Origin of the sequence: Microbulbifer salipaludis, assembly GCF_017303155.1 — a bacterium.
GTDB lineage: Bacteria > Pseudomonadota > Gammaproteobacteria > Pseudomonadales > Cellvibrionaceae > Microbulbifer > Microbulbifer salipaludis.
In genome coordinates, this window is record NZ_JAEKJR010000002.1 from 438,784 (window position 1) to 458,538 (window position 19,755).

The 19,755-nt window shown below is 59.0% G+C and carries 17 protein-coding genes; 10 read left to right on the top strand and 7 right to left on the bottom strand.

From position 1 onward, the window contains the following. Positions 1–23 precede the first annotated feature (23 nt). From aceF to JF535_RS07485, 3 genes are all read left to right on the top strand, one after another. Complete coding sequence (aceF, locus tag JF535_RS07475) at positions 24–1,673, top strand: dihydrolipoyllysine-residue acetyltransferase (RefSeq protein ID WP_207000836.1); 1,650 nt, start codon at positions 24–26, stop codon at positions 1,671–1,673. A 628-nt stretch (positions 1,674–2,301) separates the two neighbouring features. Then, complete coding sequence (locus JF535_RS07480; protein WP_207000838.1) at positions 2,302–2,562, top strand: hypothetical protein; 261 nt, start codon at positions 2,302–2,304, stop codon at positions 2,560–2,562. 54 nt (positions 2,563–2,616) lie between these two features. Beyond that, positions 2,617–3,024 (top strand): hypothetical protein, encoded by a 408-nt coding sequence (locus tag JF535_RS07485; protein WP_207000840.1) that lies wholly within the window; start codon positions 2,617–2,619, stop codon positions 3,022–3,024. Between the two features lie 22 nt (positions 3,025–3,046). On the opposite strand, the gene JF535_RS07490 is transcribed toward JF535_RS07485, so the two are convergent. From JF535_RS07490 to JF535_RS07515, 6 genes are all read right to left on the bottom strand, one after another. Then, positions 3,047–4,378, bottom strand: a complete 1,332-nt coding sequence (locus JF535_RS07490; protein WP_207000842.1) for a sensor histidine kinase — start codon at positions 4,376–4,378, stop codon at positions 3,047–3,049. Then, complete coding sequence (locus JF535_RS07495) at positions 4,378–5,724, bottom strand: sigma-54-dependent transcriptional regulator (protein WP_207000844.1); 1,347 nt, start codon at positions 5,722–5,724, stop codon at positions 4,378–4,380. Before JF535_RS07495 ends, JF535_RS07490 begins: the two co-directional genes overlap by 1 nt. Positions 5,725–5,819: 95 nt before the next feature. After that, a complete protein-coding gene (locus JF535_RS07500) occupies positions 5,820–7,028 on the bottom strand; it encodes an ABC transporter permease (RefSeq protein ID WP_207000846.1) in 1,209 nt (402 codons plus the stop codon). Between the two features lie 21 nt (positions 7,029–7,049). Next, complete coding sequence (locus JF535_RS07505) at positions 7,050–8,372, bottom strand: ABC transporter permease (protein WP_207000848.1); 1,323 nt, start codon at positions 8,370–8,372, stop codon at positions 7,050–7,052. A gap of 40 nt (positions 8,373–8,412) precedes the next feature. Next, positions 8,413–9,114, bottom strand: a complete 702-nt coding sequence (locus JF535_RS07510) for an ABC transporter ATP-binding protein (protein WP_207000850.1) — start codon at positions 9,112–9,114, stop codon at positions 8,413–8,415. 119 nt (positions 9,115–9,233) lie between these two features. Next, positions 9,234–10,511, bottom strand: coding sequence for an efflux RND transporter periplasmic adaptor subunit (locus tag JF535_RS07515; RefSeq protein ID WP_207000852.1), 1,278 nt, complete (start codon positions 10,509–10,511; stop codon positions 9,234–9,236). A 612-nt stretch (positions 10,512–11,123) separates the two neighbouring features. Between JF535_RS07515 and JF535_RS07520 the strand changes: the two genes are divergently transcribed. Both JF535_RS07520 and JF535_RS07525 read left to right on the top strand, forming a co-directional pair. Then, a complete protein-coding gene (locus tag JF535_RS07520; RefSeq protein ID WP_422880006.1) occupies positions 11,124–12,632 on the top strand; it encodes a SulP family inorganic anion transporter in 1,509 nt (502 codons plus the stop codon). Between the two features lie 236 nt (positions 12,633–12,868). Further along, positions 12,869–13,726: a universal stress protein gene (locus tag JF535_RS07525; RefSeq protein ID WP_207000854.1), complete on the top strand. Its 858-nt coding sequence runs from the start codon at positions 12,869–12,871 to the stop codon at positions 13,724–13,726. An 82-nt stretch (positions 13,727–13,808) separates the two neighbouring features. Here JF535_RS07525 and JF535_RS07530 read toward each other — a convergent pair whose 3' ends face one another. Beyond that, positions 13,809–14,222 carry an acyl-CoA thioesterase gene (locus tag JF535_RS07530; protein ID WP_207000856.1) on the bottom strand — a complete coding sequence of 138 codons (414 nt, stop codon included), beginning with the start codon at positions 14,220–14,222 and terminating at the stop codon, positions 13,809–13,811. 526 nt (positions 14,223–14,748) lie between these two features. On the opposite strand from JF535_RS07530, the gene fabV reads away from it, so the two are divergent. From fabV to dapA, 5 genes are all read left to right on the top strand, one after another. Then, positions 14,749–15,927, top strand: a complete 1,179-nt coding sequence (gene fabV / locus JF535_RS07535) for an enoyl-ACP reductase FabV (protein WP_207000858.1) — start codon at positions 14,749–14,751, stop codon at positions 15,925–15,927. 129 nt (positions 15,928–16,056) lie between these two features. Then, positions 16,057–17,100, top strand: a complete 1,044-nt coding sequence (locus tag JF535_RS07540; RefSeq protein ID WP_207000860.1) for an NADP(H)-dependent aldo-keto reductase — start codon at positions 16,057–16,059, stop codon at positions 17,098–17,100. Positions 17,101–17,259: 159 nt separating this feature from the next. After that, complete coding sequence (locus JF535_RS07545; RefSeq protein ID WP_207000862.1) at positions 17,260–17,490, top strand: DUF2789 domain-containing protein; 231 nt, start codon at positions 17,260–17,262, stop codon at positions 17,488–17,490. A 176-nt stretch (positions 17,491–17,666) separates the two neighbouring features. Then, the gene (gene lpxL, locus JF535_RS07550; protein WP_207000864.1) at positions 17,667–18,635 is read left to right on the top strand and encodes an LpxL/LpxP family Kdo(2)-lipid IV(A) lauroyl/palmitoleoyl acyltransferase; all 969 of its coding nucleotides are present in this window, start codon (positions 17,667–17,669) and stop codon (positions 18,633–18,635) included. Positions 18,636–18,772: 137 nt separating this feature from the next. Next, positions 18,773–19,648: a 4-hydroxy-tetrahydrodipicolinate synthase gene (gene dapA, locus JF535_RS07555; RefSeq protein WP_207000866.1), complete on the top strand. Its 876-nt coding sequence runs from the start codon at positions 18,773–18,775 to the stop codon at positions 19,646–19,648. Positions 19,649–19,755 lie beyond the last annotated feature (107 nt).

Genomic DNA, 19,755 nt, shown 5'->3' on the forward strand with positions numbered 1-19,755 from the left:
GACAAGGAATAAGGCAAAAAATTATGGCAAAACAAGTCATTAAAGTGCCTGATCTCGGCGGCGCCGATCAGGTAGATGTCATTGAAATCGCCGTTGCCGTGGGCGACACGGTGGCGGAAGAGGATGCGCTGATTGTGGTGGAGGGTGATAAGGCCTCCATGGATGTGCCCGCACCGTTTTCCGGCAAGATCCTGAGCCTCTCCGTTAAGGAAGGTGACAAGGTCTCCGAAGGCGACGTGATCGGTGAAATGGAAACCGACGCGGCAGGCGACGACGCAGATAGCGGCGCGGCGGAAGAAGCTGCGCCCGCTCCGGCGGCTGAGCCTGCTCCGGCACCCGCCGCGGAATCAGCGGCTGCACCGGCGCCTGCCGGCGAAGAGAAGGAAGAAGAAATCAAGGTTCCCGACCTCGGCGGTGCCGATGCGGTGGACGTGATTGAAATCTCCGTTTCCGCCGGCGACAGCGTGGAAGAGGGCGATGCCCTGATCGTGGTGGAAGGCGACAAGGCGTCCATGGACGTGCCGTCTTCCGCAACCGGCACCATCGTGTCTATTTCCGTGAAGGAAGGCGACAAGGTGTCCACCGGCGATGTGATCGGCGTGATCAAGACCTCTGCTGGCGCTGGTGCGGCTCCCGCACCGGCGCCTGCGGCAGAAGCATCCGCGCCCGCTCCGGCGGCAGCGCCGGTCAGTGAGGCCGAAGCGCCTCAGCAAGCACCGAAGCGTGATCCACACGTGGAGCGCGATCACACGCCGTCCGCGGAAGTGTACGCCGGCCCCGCGGTGCGCAAACTGGCGCGGGAACTGGGTGTGACCCTGAACAAGGTCAAGCCCTCCGGTCCCCGCGGTCGTGTGACCAAGGATGACCTGCACGCCTACATCAAGGAGCAGGTGAAGAAGGCCGAGAGCGGCGCCGCTGGTGGCGTCGGTGGCAGCATTGGCATCGCGCCGATGCCGGAAATCGACTTCAGCCAGTTTGGCCCGGTCACCACCGAGCCCATGAGCAAGATCCACAAGCTCACCGCGGCCAACATGTCCCGCAACTGGCTGAACGTGCCCCACGTGACCCAGTTCGACGACGCCGACATCACCGAGCTGGAAGATTTCCGCAAGGCGATGAAAGCGGAAGCCGAAAAGCGTGGCGTGAAGCTGACGCCGGTGCCATTCCTGCTGAAAGCCGCGGCGGCCGCCCTGCGCGAAGTGCCGAGCTTCAACGTATCCCTGCACAACGATGGCGAGCACATTGTTAAAAAGGACTACGTACACATCGGTATGGCGGTGGATACGCCTAAGGGCCTGATGGTTCCGGTGATCCGCGACGTGGATAAGAAAGGCCTGTACGAACTGGCAGAAGAAGCTACCGCCATGGCCATCGCGGCCCGCGACGGCAAGCTGAAACCCCGCGATATGCAGGGTGCCTGCTTCACCATCTCCAGCCTCGGCGCCATCGGTGGCACCGGTTTTACCCCGATCGTCAATGCGCCGGAAGTGGGTATCCTCGGTGTTTCCAAGCTGGCGATCCGCCCGGAGTGGAACGGCAAGGAGTTCGTACCGCGCAAGATGCTGCCGCTGGCACTGTCTTACGATCACCGCGCCGTGAACGGTGGCGATGCCGGTCGTTTCCTGACCTACCTGGCTGGCGTGCTGGCCGACGTGCGCAAGCTGCTGCTGTAATCGTCGGATTCACAGCGACAAGCGAAAAACGCCAAGGGCTTTGCTCCTTGGCGTTTTTTTTATGTCTGCTTTTTGCGTCAGAAAGTCTCGATGGGGTCGCAATTTTCGGGCAAAAAGAGCGCCCGCAGCCACTGGCTGTCGTCAAACTATCGGCAGCGTTGAATCTCGCGCATTTAATTCTGGTTAAATCATGATCAACGTCGTCGAACACTTCCTGCGCGCTAAACTGAAAATAGTAAAGAGTGGAAATCGGGAGATGGGATTTCCCGGTTGTGGTCCGGCAGTGATCAAGTTGCGAGGTAGTTGAGCGATGATCCGCACAGGGATAGCAGCGGTGGCGATATCCGCCACACTATGTTTACAGGGTTGTATCTTCGTACCTTACGAAAATGAAAACAGTTACGATCCATTCTTTTTCAACCCCGATGATCAGTCCCAGAGCGCGGACTTCGTCGAGGTGGGCCACTACTTGCCCAATGCGGCAGTGCCCCCGGCTGCCAGCCGGCAGTGCTCAACGGATGTGGAAGGTAGCCGGGTAGGATCTGCATGCTGGTTTTTTCCGATCATGCGGATGTACTGAGTGGTGGCAAACTGGTTTTTATCCGGTAGCAATTGTTAAGGAGGTCACATGCGCAAGCGCGTAACGATTTTTTCTGTGATGGCGGCAGCAGCACTGTTGTCGGCCTGTGGTACCAGTAGCGTGCGCGATCAGGTGGTCTACCCTAACAGTGCGCCCATCCCCCGGGCTCCGGTGCATGCGGAGCAAAAAACCAATTACGATGGTTGCCCGGGCGATGCGGAAGAACTGGCGCCGGGCTCAATCTGTCCGGCCACCGCACAGTGCTACGAAATCTCCGGCGGCCGCCGCTGTATCGTTTACGAAAAGTAAGCCCGGCAGTATGGGCGCGGCGGTAATCACAGCCGGAATCACAGAGGAAGTGATATGAAGCTGCGCCTGTTTTGTGTGTTCATGACGGTCATTGCCGCAGGGTTTGCCACAGGTTGTGCCCATACGGGTGACAGCCTGGAAAATGCCGCCAGCCTGGATGGCTTCTGGTGTGATCTTACCGGTACCCCTGCGACCTATTATCAACGGCCGCTGCCTGCCAACCTGATGCCCGCATATCCACGCGAATGTTTTGCGGGCGACACGCAGGTGCCGACGGCCAATGCCTGTCTGGTGGATGATGCGGTGTGCTACCAGCTGGATAGCGGCCCCTGGTGCACGGCCGGGCGCACGCCCCAGTGTCCGGCGGGTGCGGCCCCCATCACCATGGATGCGCCCTGCCCGGAAGGTGGCAAGTGCTGGATCTACAGTGAGGGATTGCGCTGCCACACGGCGGGTGCCTGAGCCCAGCGGACGACCCTTTTCCTCAGAGGTTTTCAGGCCACGGTAGCCAGAGGTTGACCTGAAGGCCGCCCTCACTGCGGTTGTGCAGCCGGATCTGCCCGCCATGAGCATCGGCAATTTCCCGGCACAGAGCCAGCCCCAGGCCGACGCCCTGGGGCTTGGTGGAATAGAACGGCAATAGCGCCTGCTGTATTACCTTGTCACTCATACCACTGCCGCGGTCAGCCACGGTGAGCAGCTGGCCGTGGGCGTCGGTTTCAATCTCCAGGGTAATGTCCTCTTCCGCACTACCGGACTCGCTGGCATTTTTCAGCAGATTTAACAGCGCCTGCTCGATTTGCGCCGGGTCGAAGTAACCCGGGCGCAGGGGGAGTTCACCCTCCAGCCGGAAGGGGTGTAGTGGCTGCAGCTGCTTGACCAGGGTGGACCACTCTACCTGCTCGCAGACCGGTGGCGGCAGTTTGGCGAAGCGTGCGTAGCCCTGGGTAAATTCGGTGAGGTGGCGACAGCGATCGGCAATCACATCAAACACACCGGCCAGTTGCTGCGAGTCGATTTTTTCCGATAACAGTTTGCCGCTGTGGGCCATGGAGGAGATGGGGGCCAAGGAGTTGTTCAGCTCGTGGCTGATCAGGCGAATCACCTTTTTCCACACCTGTACTTCGGCGCGTGTCAGTTCACGGGTCATTTCCCGCAGCAGGATCAAGCGGTGCTTCTGTGAGTTGAGCACAAAGGTGCTGTTGCTGATGTGCAGTGTCTGGCTGACGTCGCCGTCCAGATAGCTGGTGAGCCCGTTCTGTTTTTGCTCGATGGCCTGAGCCAGCTCGGGAGGACAGCGGGGAAGAATCGTTTCCAGCCGATGTCCCTGCAGGGGCTTGCCCTGGTGGAGCAGGTGGCGCGCGCTGGTGTTGGCGTAAATGATGTGTTCGCTGTGATCGATCAGCAGTAGAGCCAGCGGCGAACTCTGGATGACCGTATCCAGCAACAGTTCCCGCTGGTGAATATGGGCCCGTTCGCGCCGCAGTATTTCTCCCACCTCGTTGTAGAGCTCCGCTAGCTGGCCCAGCTGATCGTTGCGGTTCAGTGCCAGGGAGATGGAAAAGTCACCGTCGCGAAAATTCAGCAGGCCGCCCTCAAGGGTTTCCAGTGCGCGGTTCAGATTGTGGGTGAACGGGCGCAACAACAAAAACGACAGCACCAGTGCCAGTAGTAGCCCGGCACTCCACGCCAGTGCAGGGCCGGCGCCGAAGTGCAGCAGGCCGAAGGGAATACTTATGCCCAGGGCCACAGCGAGCATCACCACACCAAACAGTTTGCCCTCCAGGGAGGTTTTCGGAGTCGGGCTGCGGGGCATTAGTAGGGAATTCCGTATTTATCCAGGCGGCGGTACAGTGCCTGGCGACTCAGACCCAGCTCACGTGCGGCCTGGGCGATGATGCCGTTGCAGTTGGCCAATGTCTGCTCCAGCAGTTCCCGGCTGGGTTCGAAGTTGTGGTCCGGGACCTTCAGTTGTGCCTCTTCCGGCAGTGCCAGCGTCGACTCCTCGATGGTGTCTCCCCGGGTGAGGACGGCGGCACGCTGCATGACATTCTGTAATTCGCGCACGTTGCCGGGCCAGCTGTAGCGCATCAGGCGTTGCTGGGCCTGCGGCGCGAGGTGTTTGCCGGTTGCCGCGAGGAAGCTGCGGGCCAGGGGCAGAATATCTTCCGGCCGTTCGCTCAATGCCGGCAGCTTCAGCTCGATCACGTTCAACCGGTAGAACAGGTCCTGGCGGAAGCGGCCGTCACTGATCATTTGCTGCAGATTGCTGTTGGTCGCACTGATGAACCGCACGCGGACCTTGCGGGTCTGGCTGCTGCCAAGACGCTGGAACTCGCCGGTTTGCAGGACGCGCAGTAACTTCACCTGGCCACTGGCCGAGAGTTCACCGATTTCGTCGAGAAACAGGGTGCCGCCATCGGCGGCTTCGAATCTACCCTGGCGGACCTGGTTACCGGACCCGGTATAGGCTCCGGCCTCTGCGCCGAACAGTTCCGCTTCCATCAGCTCTTCCGGCAGGGCACCGACATTGACTTTGATATAGGGGCCATCCTTCACACTGGAGTTGATCTGGACAATATCTGCAATCTTTTCTTTGCCCGCGCCGTTGGGGCCAGTGATTAATACCGGCACGTCGGAGTGGGCCACCTGGGTAGCCATTTCCAGTAATGTCTGCACGCTCTGACTGCGGTAGACGATCTCCTGCAGGTCGAACTGTTGTTTCAGTTGGTCTCGTGCCTGCTGCGCGCGACTCTGGGACTGGCGCTGCTGCTGTTGCAGGTCGTGCAGCTCCATCAGGTTCTTGATGGTGGCAACCAGCTTGTTATCGTCCCAGGGTTTGCCCACGTAATCCGCGGCACCGGCCTTGACCAGCTCGACGGCCATTTCCAGCTGGGTCCAGGCGGTAAGCAGTATCACGGGAATGTCGGGCTGCAGCTCGCGCAGCGCAAAAAACAGTGCGCGACCTTCTTCACCGGAAGTGGTGTCGGTGGTGAAGTTCATATCCTGAATGACAAGACTGATATCCGGGTTTTCCCGCAACAGTTGTAATCCCGCCTGGGGAGTGATGGCGGAGAGCGTCTGGATATCATGAAGGGACAACAACAGGGAAAGCGCAGAGATGATGCTGGTGTTGTCGTCGATGATCAGTACTTTGTCCAACTCGCGTTTCCTGTTGCGGCGGTGTCTAACTCGGATTGTGGCGGTCCCGCGAAACCCTATAGGGTGCAGGACCTAATCATCAGATTATGGAGAAATTACACGCTTCGGGTCGCCATCGCCGGCGAAATATTGGCAGCGCGCATGGCCGGCATCAAAGCGGCAGCAATACTCACGAGCAACAATACTATCGCACACACGGTAAGCAGCGGTAATGTAAGAGCCGGTTGTGAAAATTCGCTCACCATCAGCTGATTGATGATCAGTGCGCCCGCGGTGCCCAGCCCCAGGCCGGTACCAGCAATCAGGGCGTTTTCAACCAGAAAATAGCGGCTGATATTGGCGCGGGTGGCACCCAGTGCACGGCGGATACCGATCTGTTTGGTACGCTGGTTGATCCAGAATATGGTCAAACCGATGATCCCGAGAGCGACAATGAAGGTGAGCAGGGCCATTACCAGAGACAGCACTTTGATCATGATGTTGTCGCTGATGTAAGTACGCTCCAAATTTTCGCTCAGGGTTTCCACATGCACGACGCGCTGAGGGTCACGCTTGTTAAGCAAATCCTCCACTTTCTTGAACACCTCGTCCCGCTGGCCTGGTTCGGCTCGGATCATGTAGCGTTTGTGGTTGCCAGTGACCAGCAGTGGATAGAAAACGACGTTGCCTGCACGGGACCAGGCCGGCCAGGCACCCAGGTGCTGCTCGACCACACCGATGATTTCCACCGGGTTGTCATTGGCTCCGCTATAAAAAAACTTACCGATAGCAGATTCGCCTGGATACAGCTTTTCGGCAAACTGCTTGCTGACCACAGCCATGTTGCTGTGATACTGATCATTCGGTCCGATAACGTGTTCGTCGGCAGGAGTAAAACTGCGACCTTCGATTAGATTGAGGCCGAGGGTGTTAATAAAGTGTGAGTCCACCTGATAGTAGTTGGCGTTTTCGCCACCGATCTCCTGATTGGGCTCGGTGAAATAGGTGCCCGCGGAACCGGATCCGGACAGTGGAATCTGGTTGGTTGCGGAGGCATCCACAACACCAGCTGTACTGCGCAGCAGATCCAGGTCAGCTACGACGGCTCCTGCCATATCGTATTCAGTGGGGATAGGCATATAGGTCGCGGCGATAATGTTTCCTACATCCATACCGGTGGGGCGCGCCACCTGTTCCATGCGATCTTTTACGATCACGCTGGCATTACTCACAATGGCAAGAGTGAGTGCAAGCTGCAGGGCGATCAGCAATGCGGATACCTTGTTGCGCCAGAGGGCGGACAACATGGGTTTTAGCTCGAACATGTTATTTTCCTTTTCTCTGGGTTACTGGGTCTTCAGGTAAACGGATGGATTGGTGCGGCTGATGCGCCAGGCCGGGTAAAGGCCGGCGATAATGCTCGCGAATATGGCGAGGCCGACCGCGGCCAGCATCATTTCCCAGTTCATGGTGGCGATCTGGTCTACCTGGCCCATCGCCAGTGCGCGAATACCCGTCAAACCGGCCAGCGCGAGGACAATACCAAACAACCCGCCGAGCACACCGATACAGCTGCTTTCGATCAGGTGCTGGGTGAATATGGCGTTACGACTTGCGCCCAGTGCCCGGCGCACGCCGGCCTCCGGGGCTTTGCGTAAAAATTTTGCCAGCAGCAGGGCAACAGCATTGACCACGCACACTAACAGGAAGGCCAGTGATGCCCAGCCCAGTACCCGGTTGTCGTTGTCCAGTACTTCATTCAGAACCAGCCATTCAGACGGGTGTGACAGAGCAAAGTTCAGTGGGCGTTCAAAGCGACCCTGTTCTTTTTGTTGGCGGATATAGCCGGTGAGGAACTGCTCGTACGCTTCTTTCTGTTCGGCGTTGTCCAGTTCTACCCAAAATTGAATCCACACATGCTCTCCGAGAAGGAAGCGTTCGTAGCCTTCGGCGCCCTCTGGTGCGCTGCTTGTCCAGCCATTGGTGTTGCCCCAGCTGTAAATCTCATACATGCGGTGCAAGCCGAAGGGGATATACAACTCTTCGGCGTCCGCGAAGGGGTTGTTGTTAAGATCGTAAATCTTGGGCGATGGGTTCCAGTGCTTGAGCACACCGACAACGGTAAAGGGTTCGCCGTTCAGTTGTACAACCTTACCGACACTGTTTTCACCGCCAAACAGTTTTTCATTAGTTTCTTTACTGAGCACCACAGATTGCACCGCTGCAATATCCGCCTCCTTGTTCCAGGTGCCGCCGTATTCAAACGGTACGTCGAACAGGGAAAAGAAATCACGGGTGGTTACACGAGTATTGGCGGTAAACGGGCGCATTTCAGACTCGTCGATATTCACGGTAAACCCGAAGCGGTGCATGGCAACCTGACGGGTGGGAATATCCGAACGTAGCAGGGCAACCGCATCGGGGTAGGTGAGCTGCCATGGAATTTCGTTGGCGGTATCTGCGGCCTGGTTCGGGTCCCAGCTATCCAACTGCACGGCATAGAGGACCTTGTCTTTATGCTCCAGTGCGTTCTGCGACATCATGTAGTTCAAGGTCATCACGGTCATGGATGCGCCCACGCCCACGGCGATGGCGGCGATCATGAGCGCGCTCAGTGTAGGTGTTCCCCGCAGGCTGCGCATGGCGAGGCTGATGTAGTAGCCGATCATTTCGGTGTCCTTTTCTCTTATTCAGCGATGCGAATTCAGCTTATGCGGTGGCGAGTTCGGGCTGTGCAATGTTCTGGCGAAGATCGGAAACCTGTCCGTCCACAATCTGGATGTTGCGGTGTGCGCGGCGCGCCAGATCCGGATCGTGGGTGACCATGACGATAGTGGTGCCCCATTCGTTAATAAATTCCAGCAGCTCCATCACCTGGCGGGCCATCAGCGAGTCGAGGTTGCCGGTGGGTTCATCCGCAAGCAGAAAGCGCGGCTCGCCGGCCAGTGCGCGGGCGATGGCAACGCGTTGTTGCTGACCACCGGACAGTTGTGCCGGCAAGTGTTTGGCGCGGGCGGCGAGGCCGACCTGTTCGAGGGACTTCTCGATGCGGCGACGGCGTTCCTTGGCATTGAAGCCGCGGTAGCGCAGTGGCACGTCGATGTTGTCGAACAGGTTGAGGTCGGGAATCAGGTTGAATCCCTGAAAAATAAATCCGATTTTCTCATTGCGCAGGTGTGAACGGTCGCGGTCGGAAAGTCCACCCACTTCCTGTCCGTCCAGCAGGTACTCGCCGCCGGTGGGTGTTTCCAGCAGGCCGGCGATATTCAGGAAGGTGGTTTTTCCGGAACCACTGGGGCCGGTGACAGAAACAAATTCGCCTTCCTTGACCTCCAGGCTGAAATCCCTGAGTGCATGGGTTTCGATGGCGTCGGTGCGGTAGCTTTTACGGATATTGTGCATTTTCAGCATGATGGATTTCCTTGTCTTCGTAGTCAGTATTTTTGATGGTGGATGCGCTGCGCTTATCCACCCTACGGATTCACCGTATTTATTCATGTGGGGTGGATAAGCGCAGCGCATCCACCAATTCAATCTCTCAGTGCAACGATCTGGGCATTTTCCAGCGCGTCCGCAGAGGAAGTGATGATCTGGTCGCCTTCCTGCAGGCCGGAAACAATTTCCACCTGGTTCAGTCCCAGTGCGCCAATGGTGATCGGCACTTTTACCGCCTGCTGCTGGTCGTTCAGCTTCCACGCAAAGCGCCCCCCGGTCTGATCCAGGAATGCGCCGCGCTTCACCAGAATCACGTCGTTACGACTCTCCAGCAGAACGCGGGCGGTCATGCGCAAATTCTGGCGCAGGTTTTCGGGCTGCTGCAGGAAGCGCACGCGGGCCACGACCTGGCCGTCGATGACCTCGGGGGCAATTGCGGTGATTTCGCCGGGCAGTTGCGTGCCGCCCATATTGATTACTACCTCCATGGCGAGCCCCAGGTCATCGGCGTAGTTTTCCGGCACCGCGGCTTCGAGTTCGAAACTGGTGAGGTCGACCACCGTAAGCAGCGGCGCATTGGCGGCGACGGCTGAGCGCTGGGTGGCGGCGAGGCTGCCGATGGTGCCGTTGACGGGGGAGACGATCTGCAGCTCGTTGACCTTGCGTTGCAGCTCTTCGACCTGGAGTTGCTGCTGGTCCACCTGCAGTTGCAGGGTCTGGGTTTCGAAGGTGAGGGCTTCGTTTTCCAGCTGGGAATTCTGCACCGCCTGTTGGTATTCGAGTCTGGCGCGGGCGAGGTCGTCACTGGCTTTTTCGAAATCCAGCTGAGAGATGATCTGTTTTTCCATCGACAGCTCGGCACGCTTCAGTTCGCGCTCGGCGGCGGCCAGGTCGACTTTCGCCAGATCGGCTTTCTGGGTGTTCTCCAGGCGCTGGCGTTTGGCCTGGATTTTTTGCCGCGCCAGCTCCACGGCGAGCTTGCTGTACAGGGCGCTTTCCTGGGCGAGCTGATTCTGCAGCTGCGGGCTGTCCACTTCCGCCAGCAGCTGGCCCTTCTCCACAGCATCGCCGGCCTTTACCGCAAACTTGACGATGCCCTGGGCGGGACTGAACAGGGTAGGGCTGTTGGCGGCCACCACCTTGCCCTGAACCACCAGATCCCGTACCAGATCCCCGCGCTCCACCGCCGCAATATTGACCCGCGCCAGTGACACGCTGGCATCCACCGCACTGGTGCTCTGCCAGCTCATCAGCCCCCACACCACAAACGCGGCGGCGCCAATACCGAGCCCGGTGCGCTTCAGCAGCCGCGGGTTTTTCCACGGGCTCTGCGGGGTGAGTTGGACGTCCTGCCCGGAGGTATCTCTGATCATGTTGTTCCCAAGTTCTTAGAATCTGTTCTTCTGCCACTTTGATGCGCGTCTTCCCGCGTCCGGATGCAAAGCGGAATTTGTAGATGCAGCGGCCTTATCGCAATTGCCGTGCCAAGGCGGTTTTTTGTCTTAAGTATCTGATATATATAGAAAATAAATTTTCAAAAAGTTTTTGGATGGCGGGTGAGGTGTCCGCAAAAAGTGTCCGGACAGGCTGTGTCCGTGGGGCCGGACAGGAGTGGGAAAGCGCGACATCGGCCGGAAAAGTGCAGGCGTTTGATGAGAAGATCCCGATGTCGGGTACAGCTTTGCAAGACGTTGATTCGGGCCAAGGCCCTCACCCTTCGGGCGCCCATGGCGTCCAAAGCTGGCGCTTTGTCCGCGAGAGGGACCTCGCGGAAGAGCCCCCATGGATGGGTTAAGGGGGGGCGCCTAGCTCGTGTCTTGCAAAGCTGTACCCGGCAGCGGGATCGCCACAAAACCAGACCAAAGCACTGAGCGTTCTTTAGCCACAACCCCCAAGATGCTAGAATCCGCGCCCCTATTTACGGCCCCGCAAAAGAGGGCTCGAAAAGACCCTCAAGTCAGAATCCCAGACAGGCTCACCTGATTATGCAGTTCTCCAACACTTTGTTGTCGTCCACCAGAAACGACTGGTTCGGCAATATCCGCCGCGACGTGCTCGCTGGCCTCGTCGTGGCCCTGGCCCTGATCCCCGAGGCCATCGCCTTCTCCATCATCGCCGGTGTCGACCCGCGGGTGGGCCTGTACGCGTCTTTCTGTATTGCGGTGGTGATCGCCTTCGTCGGTGGCCGCCCGGGCATGATCTCTGCCGCCACCGGCGCCATGGCCCTGCTCATGGTTACTCTGGTGAAAGAGCACGGCCTGCAATACCTGCTGGCCGCCACGTTGCTCACCGGTGTGCTGCAGATCATCGCCGGCTATCTCAAGCTCGGCAGCCTGATGAGCTTTGTGTCCAGGGCCGTGGTGACGGGGTTTGTGAACGCACTGGCCATCCTCATCTTTATGGCGCAGCTGCCCGAACTCACCGATGTTACCTGGCACGTGTACGCGATGACCGCCGCCGGCCTCGGTATCATCTACCTGTTCCCCTACGTGCCGGTGGTGGGCAAGGTCCTGCCGTCGCCGCTGGTGTGCATCCTGGTGCTGACCGCCGTGGCCGTCGTGATGGGGCTGGATATCCGCACCGTGGGCGATATGGGCGACCTGCCAGACACCCTGCCGATCTTCCTGTGGCCGGATGTACCGCTCAACTTTGAAACCCTGAAGATCATCTTTCCGTACTCTGCCGGTCTCGCGGTGGTGGGCCTGCTGGAATCCCTGATGACCGCCACCATCGTGGACGATCTGACCGATACCAACAGTGACAAGAATCGCGAGTGCAAGGGCCAGGGTATCGCCAATATCGGTGCGGGCATGCTCGGCGGTATGGCGGGTTGCGCGATGATCGGCCAGTCGGTGATTAATGTGAAATCTGGCGGTCGCGGCCGTTTGTCTACGCTGGTGGCGGGTGTGGGTCTACTGACTCTGGTGGTATTCCTGAGTGACTGGGTGGCGGTGATCCCGATGGCGGCGCTGGTGGCGGTGATGATCATGGTCTCTATTGGTACCTTCGACTGGGGTTCCATCCGCGATCTGAACAAGTTGCCGTTGTCGACCAATCTGGTGATGCTGTCCACGGTGATTGTGGTAGTGTTTACCCATAACCTCGCATTTGGTGTGTTTGTGGGGGTGCTGCTGGCATCGCTGTTCTTCGCCAACAAGGTGAGCCACTTTATGTATGTGCGCTCGGAGCTGGATGAAGAGGCAAATTGCCGGACCTACAGGGTGGTGGGGCAGGTGTTCTTCAATTCGGCGGACAAGTTTGTTGCGGCGTTTGATTTTAAAGAGGCGCTGGACAAGGTGGTGATTGACCTGAGTCGCGCGCACTTCTGGGATGTATCGGCGGTGTACTCGCTGGACAAGGCGGTGGTGAAGTTCCGCCGCGAGGGCGCCGAGGTTGAGCTGATTGGCCTGAACGAAGCCAGCTCGACCATCGTTGACCGCTTTGGGGTGCACGATAAGCCGGAAGAAATTGAGAAGGTTTTGGGGGGGCACTAAGCCCGGAGCTTCGCGTCGGGAGCTCTGTTTTGGCGCCGTGGAGCCGAAACACTGGGTGGAAGTTTTTGAAATCGCACAAGTACATCCCTGTAAGCTCCGGCGGCGACGTCCATGTCGCCGACGGTTTCAAAAACTTCCACCCAGCATTTCGGCTTCTCCCTTGTCCCTTCACTCCGTAAGCGAGGACCGCACTCCGTAGTTTATTAAGTTGGATAGCGACAGAGAGAAAATAATAAATGACCGAACAAAAAGATCCGCTGGTACTCTCCTGCATTGATGGCTCCCGCTTTAGTGGCGCTGTCTGTGATTATTCCGCCTGGATCGCCAGTCGCGCCTCCGCTCCCATCAAGCTGCTGCACAATATCGAACGGGTTACCACGCCCGCGGTTGCCGATCTCTCTGGCAGCATTGGCCTTGGTAGCCAGGAGGAATTGCTGGAGGAGCTCACGAGTCTTGAGCAGCAGCGTTCCAGGCTGCTGCTGGAGCAGGGCAGGCAGATGCTGGATGGCGCGCGGGAGCGTGCGCTGAAGGCGGGGGCTGAGCGGGTGGTTACCTGCCAGCGGCACGGTTCGCTGGTGGAGTCTCTGGTGGAGCTGGAGGATCACATTCGGGTGCTGGTGCTCGGTATCCGTGGTGAAGAGCATGAGGCTTCAAACAAGGGGCTGGGGGCGCAGCTGGAGTCGGTGGTGCGTTCGCTGCACAAGCCGATTCTGGTGGTGAACCGTGAGTTCAAGGCGCCGCGCTCGATCATGTTGGCGTACGATGGCAGTGAGTCGGCGCGCAAGGCGCTGGATATGGTGGCCAGCAGTCCGGTATTCAAAGACGTCGAGTGCCACCTGGTGTATGTGGGAGATGGTGCCGAGTCTGTGCTGGCCGACGGTGCCGAGGTGTTGAGCCATGGTGGGGTGTCGGTGGTTAGCGTCAACCTGCAGGGTAAGACGGTGGAATCCCTGATCGCCTATCAGCAGGAACACGATATCGACCTTACCGTGATGGGCGCTTTCAGCCACAGTAAGTTGCGCGACCTGTTGTTGGGCAGTGTGACGGCCAAGATGCTGCTGGGCACCAACCAGCCGCTGTTGCTGTTGCGTTAACACACGCGTCTGCGCCGATTTCTCTCCCGAAATAAAAAAAGCCCGTGGCGGATAACCGCTACGGGCTTTTCTTTATCGTGATTTAGCTGGCGAGTTTACGGGCCTCGCTGGTCGAGTTTGCCGCTTCTGCCAGGGTCATTCCCGCTTTCTTGTGGGGTGTCGGTTTGCCTTCGGCATCCAGCGCGACAAACACAATCCGCTCCACCCGCACAATCAGCTCGCGGGTCTGTTTGTTACGCATTTCGCAGTGCACGGTAAGCGAGGTGCGGCCAATGTCCGTCACCTCGAAGCCGAATTCCACAACGTCCCCGCAAACCGCGGAGCTGACAAAATCGATTTCGGACATCAGCTTGGTCACGATATTGGCGGTGCCCATCTGGCACCCGGCGAAGATGGCCGCCTCCTCATCTATCCACGCCAGTGCCTGGCCGCCGAACAGACGTTGGGCCGGGTTCAGGTCGCCGGGTTTTACGAAATGACGTGAGTAGTACTTCATCGGAAATTACCTCGCTGCTTTTCCTTGAAAAATAAAAGGGCCCCGCGTTCCTTCGCGCTGCCAGGGGAGGTTTTGCATTTAGTGTGCCAATGCATTGCGGGCCTTATACGGCGTGGTGCGGGCGTCTCGGCCGGGGGAAATAAGTGACTCCGCATGCTTGTTTTAGTCAGATGTGTTCAAAAAATGTGCGTTGCGCACAGGAAGGGGGCGTAAGAAAAGCGGCGCCTCTGGCTAAACTGGCCGCCACCCCCGAAGTTCTGGCCACCAATCTCCCCAAGCGTGACCTGTCACTCTGGGCGTTGCCCGTAAACGCCATTAGAATGGGCGCCTTTATGGCCGGCCAGTCGGCCCTGGGACCCCTGAAAACCTACTGCGCGTGCGCCTGGCGGCGTCCAGCGGTGCTCGCAATCCTCACGTACTGAAGTACGCTCCGGTTGCTCTGCTCCGGTGGCCACCATCAGCCCCCCGCTCGCTGCGGTTTTCAGCGGCCCCATCAATTCGGAATCACCAACGGAGAGAGCCCGGCATGATCATCAAGCCGAAAGTACGCGGATTCATCTGTACCAATGCCCACCCGCAGGGCTGTGCCGCCAACGTGCGCGAGCAGATCGAATACATCAAATCCCAGCCCGCCATTGAAGACGGCCCGAAAAACGTTCTCGTGATTGGCGCCTCTACCGGTTATGGCCTCGCCTCCCGTATCACCGCGGCGTTTGGCTGTGGTGCCAGCACGCTGGGTGTCTTCTTCGAGAAGCCGCCCACGGAAAAGCGCACCGCCTCGGCCGGTTACTACAATTCCGCGGCCTTTGAGGAAGAAGCGCACAAAGCCGGCCTGTACGCGAAAAGCATCAATGGCGATGCCTTCTCCAATGAGATCAAGGCCCAGGCCATCGACCTGATCAAGCAGGATCTCGGCAAGGTCGACCTGGTTATCTACAGCCTCGCCTCTCCCCGTCGCACCGACCCGGAAACCGGCGAGCTGTACAGCTCCGTGCTGAAGCCTATCGGCAAGTCCTATACCGCCAAGAACCTCAACACCGACAAGCTGGAAATTTCCGATATCAGCGTCGACCCGGCCAGCGAAGAAGAAATTGCTGCCACCGTCAAAGTCATGGGCGGTGAAGACTGGGAACTGTGGATGAAGGCCCTGGGCGAAGCCGGTGTGCTGGCGGACGATTGCAAAACCGTGGCCTACACCTACATTGGTGAAAAACTCACCTGGCCGATCTACGGTCACGCCACCATTGGTAAAGCGAAAGAAGACCTGGATCGCGCGGCCAAGGCCATCAGCGACAGCGGTAGCGCCAGCGCCAACGTGGCGGTGCTGAAAGCGCTGGTTACCCAGTCCAGCTCGGCCATCCCGGTGATGCCACTGTATATCTCCATTGTCTACAAGGTGATGAAGGAAGAAGGGACCCACGAAGGCTGTATCGAGCAGCTGTACCGCCTCTACACCGAAGGCCTGTATACCGATAGCCCGCGCCTGGATGACACCAACCGCTTCCGTATGGACGAGAAGGAACTGCGCCCGGAAACCCAGGCCAAGATTGAAAAGCTGTGGCCGGAAGTGACCGAGGAAAACCTGTTCGATTTGACCGATTACAAAGGTTACAGCGACGACTTCCTCAAGCTGTTTGGCTTTGGTGTAAAGGGTGTCGACTACGAGGCTGAGGCCAGCCCGCTTGTGGAAGCCGACTTCAAGTAAGCCGCTTGCGCAAACGCTGCCCTGAAAACGCCGGCCTCACTCGCCGGCGTTTTTTGTTGTAGGCTGCGGCGTTTTAACCGCGACGGTTACTGAATCTAAATTGTCATCGAACACCAACAGGGGAGCGCCATGGAACAGCGTCAGCTCGGAAAAACCGATATTCAAGTCAGTAAAATCTGTCTGGGTACCATGACCTTTGGCGAGCAGAATACCGAGCAGCAGGCGTTCGAGCAGCTGGACTATGCGGTAGCGCAGGGCGTCAATTTTATAGACTGTGCGGAAATATATCCGGTGCCGCCCAAGCCCGAAACCTATGGCCGTACCGAAGAAATTATCGGTAACTGGCTGCAACAGCGCGGCAAGCGTGCGGACGTTGTTCTGGCGAGCAAGGTCACCGGTCGCAGTGCTGCCAACTCCGGGGTGGGGCATATTCGCGGCGGTCCACGCCTCGATCGCGCACAGATTCTGCAAGCCTGTGATGACTCCCTGGTGCGCCTGCAAACCGATTACATCGACCTGTATCAGGTGCACTGGCCCGAGCGTCAGGCCAACTTCTTCGGCAAGCTCGGCTACCAGCACGGCGACGATGACGGCGTGGACATCAGCGAAACCCTGTCTGCCCTGCAGGAGCTGGTGGATGCCGGTAAGGTGCGCCACATCGGTCTTTCCAACGAGACCCCCTGGGGCATGCACCGCTACCTGCGCCTTGCGGCCCACGGTAACAAACCGCGCGTGGCGTCGATCCAGAACCCCTACAGCCTGCTGAACCGCACCTTTGAAGTAGGGCTGGCGGAGATGGCGATTCGCGAGCAATGCGGGCTGCTTGCCTATTCCCCACTGGCGTTCGGCACCCTGAGCGGCAAGTACCTGCAGGGTGCCCGGCCGGAGGGCGCGCGCCTCACCCTGTTCGAACGCTTCCAGCGCTACACCGGTGAGCGCGCGATCGCGGCGACGGAACAGTATGTGCATCTGGCGCGCGAATTTGGCCTGGACCCGGCACAGATGGCGCTGGCTTTTGTTACCCAGCAACCCTTCGTCACATCCAACATTATCGGTGCCACCACACTGGATCAGTTGCAGAGCAATATTGCCAGTGCGGAACTGGTGTTGAGCGCCGAGCAACTGGAGGCGATTGATGCCATTCACCAGCGGAGCCCCAACCCAGCCCCTTGAAATCGGCGGTCGGTGACGGCAGTCCTGTGTAGGCGGTCCCTTGGTGCAGTGAAACCTGCCAATCCTGCGGGGCTATCTAAACTCACGGGTAGCTATACTCACAGGTAGGATTCCGCGCCCGTTGGGGCCGGGTGAGACACCACATGAATGGGAGGTTGTATGGAAACCGGTCACCACACCCTGAACGACCTGTTTGCCCAGCTTGGCCTGGGCTCGGATGACACCGCGATCGAAGACTTTCTGGGCCGGCACCATCTTGCCGGAGAGGAAAAACTGACCAAAGCGGAATTCTGGAGTGACAGCCAGCGCAAGTTCCTGCATGACGCGATCGTGGAAGACTCGGATTGGTGTGAGGTGGTAGACGAGCTGGATGCCCTGTTGCGGCATTGAGTTGCGGTGCTGACTGCGGGCCGCGGGCACTGCAGTTGCGGAGACTGCCCGGTCGCCATTGAATCCGTGATCTCGGTAGTACCCTCCGGAGGATGGGCGCGGCTATAATGCGCCGTTTTCTTCCGGTCGCCCCGGCGCCCGGTTGCCCATTCCCTGTTCGCCGCTGTCCGCTATCTATGGAAAAACCGCATTTTCGTGTCGCCCTGTTACATCCGCGTTACTGGCTGACCTGGTCCCTGTTCGGGCTCTGGTACCTGGTGGCGCAGTTGCCCTACCGCTGGCAAATGACCCTCGGTCGAGGGGTGGGCAAACTGATGCTGCGGTTCGCCAAAAGCCGCCGAATTATCGCCGAGCGCAATCTGGCGCTGTGTTTCCCCGAGCTTCCCCCGCGCAAGCGCGAGCAACTGTTGCGTCGCAACTTTGCCTCCAATGGCATCGCGCTGATGGAAACCGGCATGGCCTGGTTCCGCTCCAGCCAATGGCTGCGCAAGCGCTTTACCATCGAGGGGCTGGAGTACCTGCAGGCGCCCCACGAGCGCGGCCAGGGCGTGGTGATGATGGCGATGCACTTCACCACCCTGGAGATCGGTGCTGCCTTTATGTCGATGAGTCACCCGGTGGATGGCATGTATCGCCCGCACAAGAACCCGGTGTACGACTACATGCAGCGCAAAGGGCGCGAGCGGCACGGGGAGAGTTCCAATGTGCTGCAGCGCAAAGATGTGCGGGGCATGCTGCGCGCGCTGCAAAAGGGGCGTGCGGTCTGGTATGCACCGGATCAGGATTACGGCATCAAGCAGGGCGTATTTGCCCCGCTGTTTGGTGTGCCTGCTGCCACTGTCACCGGCACCTCGCGCTTTGCGCGGGTGGGGCGTGCACAGGTGGTGCCTTACACCGTGACCCGCCTTGAAGAGAAAGGCCTGTACCACGTAAAGGTGTTTCCGCCGCTCGCGGAAATTCCCTCCGGAGACGAACAGAAAGACGCGGTACTGGTCAATCAGTTTGTCGAGGCGCGTATGCGCGAGAACCCGTCCCAATATATGTGGGTACACCGTCGCTTCAAGACGCGCCCGGAGGGGGAAGAACCCTTCTACCCGGCGCGCAAGCGGCGGCGTAAAAAGCGCAAGCCCCTCGCTTCGCGCTGATCAATAAATAGCCTGGTGGATGCGCTCTGGTCGGATGACTTTTTTGCGCTGGCATCCAACTGGCACGCTCAGTAACATACCGCATTCATTTTTTGGCGGCACAGGCCGGCACCAGCCCGGCTGGAGAAGGAGTTGCAATGATTTCCGGCAGTATGGTGGCACTCGCCACACCGATGTATGCAGATGGCAGTCTCGACTGGGACAAGCTGCATGAGCTGGTGGAGTGGCACATCGAGCAGGGCACCCGTGCGCTGGTGGCCGTGGGTACCACCGGTGAGTCGGCGACCCTTGACGTGCATGAGCACCTGGAAGTGATCCGTCGTGTGGTCGATCAGGTGGCCGGGCGCATTCCCGTGATTGCCGGCACCGGTGCCAATTCCACCACCGAGGCGATCGAGCTCACCGCCACAGCGGCCAAGTGTGGCGCCGATGCCTGTCTGCTGGTGACCCCCTACTACAACAAGCCTACCCAGGAAGGGCTGTACCAGCACTTCAAAACGGTGGCCAAGACCGTCGATATCCCGCAAATCCTCTACAATGTGCCCGGGCGCACCGCGGTGGACATGCTGCCGGAAACCGTGCAGCGGTTGTCCGAGGTGAGTAACATCGTCGGGATCAAGGAGGCGACCGGAGACCTGGAGCGCGCGCGGCAGGTGATTGCGCGGGTGCCGGAAGACTTCGCCGTCTACTCCGGCGATGACGCCACGGCGGTGGAATTGATGCTGCTCGGCGGCCACGGGAATATCAGCGTTACCGCGAATGTGGCCCCGGCGGCGGTGGCCCAGATGTGTGAGGCGGCTCTGGCCGGCGACGCGGATACGGCCCGCGCGATCAATCAGCGTATCGAAATATTGCACAAAACGCTGTTTGTGGAGTCCAACCCCATACCGGTGAAGTGGGCACTGAAAGAAATGGGTCGCATCGAAGAAGGTATTCGCCTGCCGCTCACCAGTCTGTCACCGGAGTTTCATGCGGTAGTGCGCGACGCCTTGCGCAGTGCAGGCGTACTCTGACAGCTGATAGATTCTGCCGGCTTCTGTGGGAATCTCCGCAGAAGCTACCCCGGCGCTGCCTGAAGCCGCGACCGGATAATTGCGACCAGGACTGATTCGACAAGGTA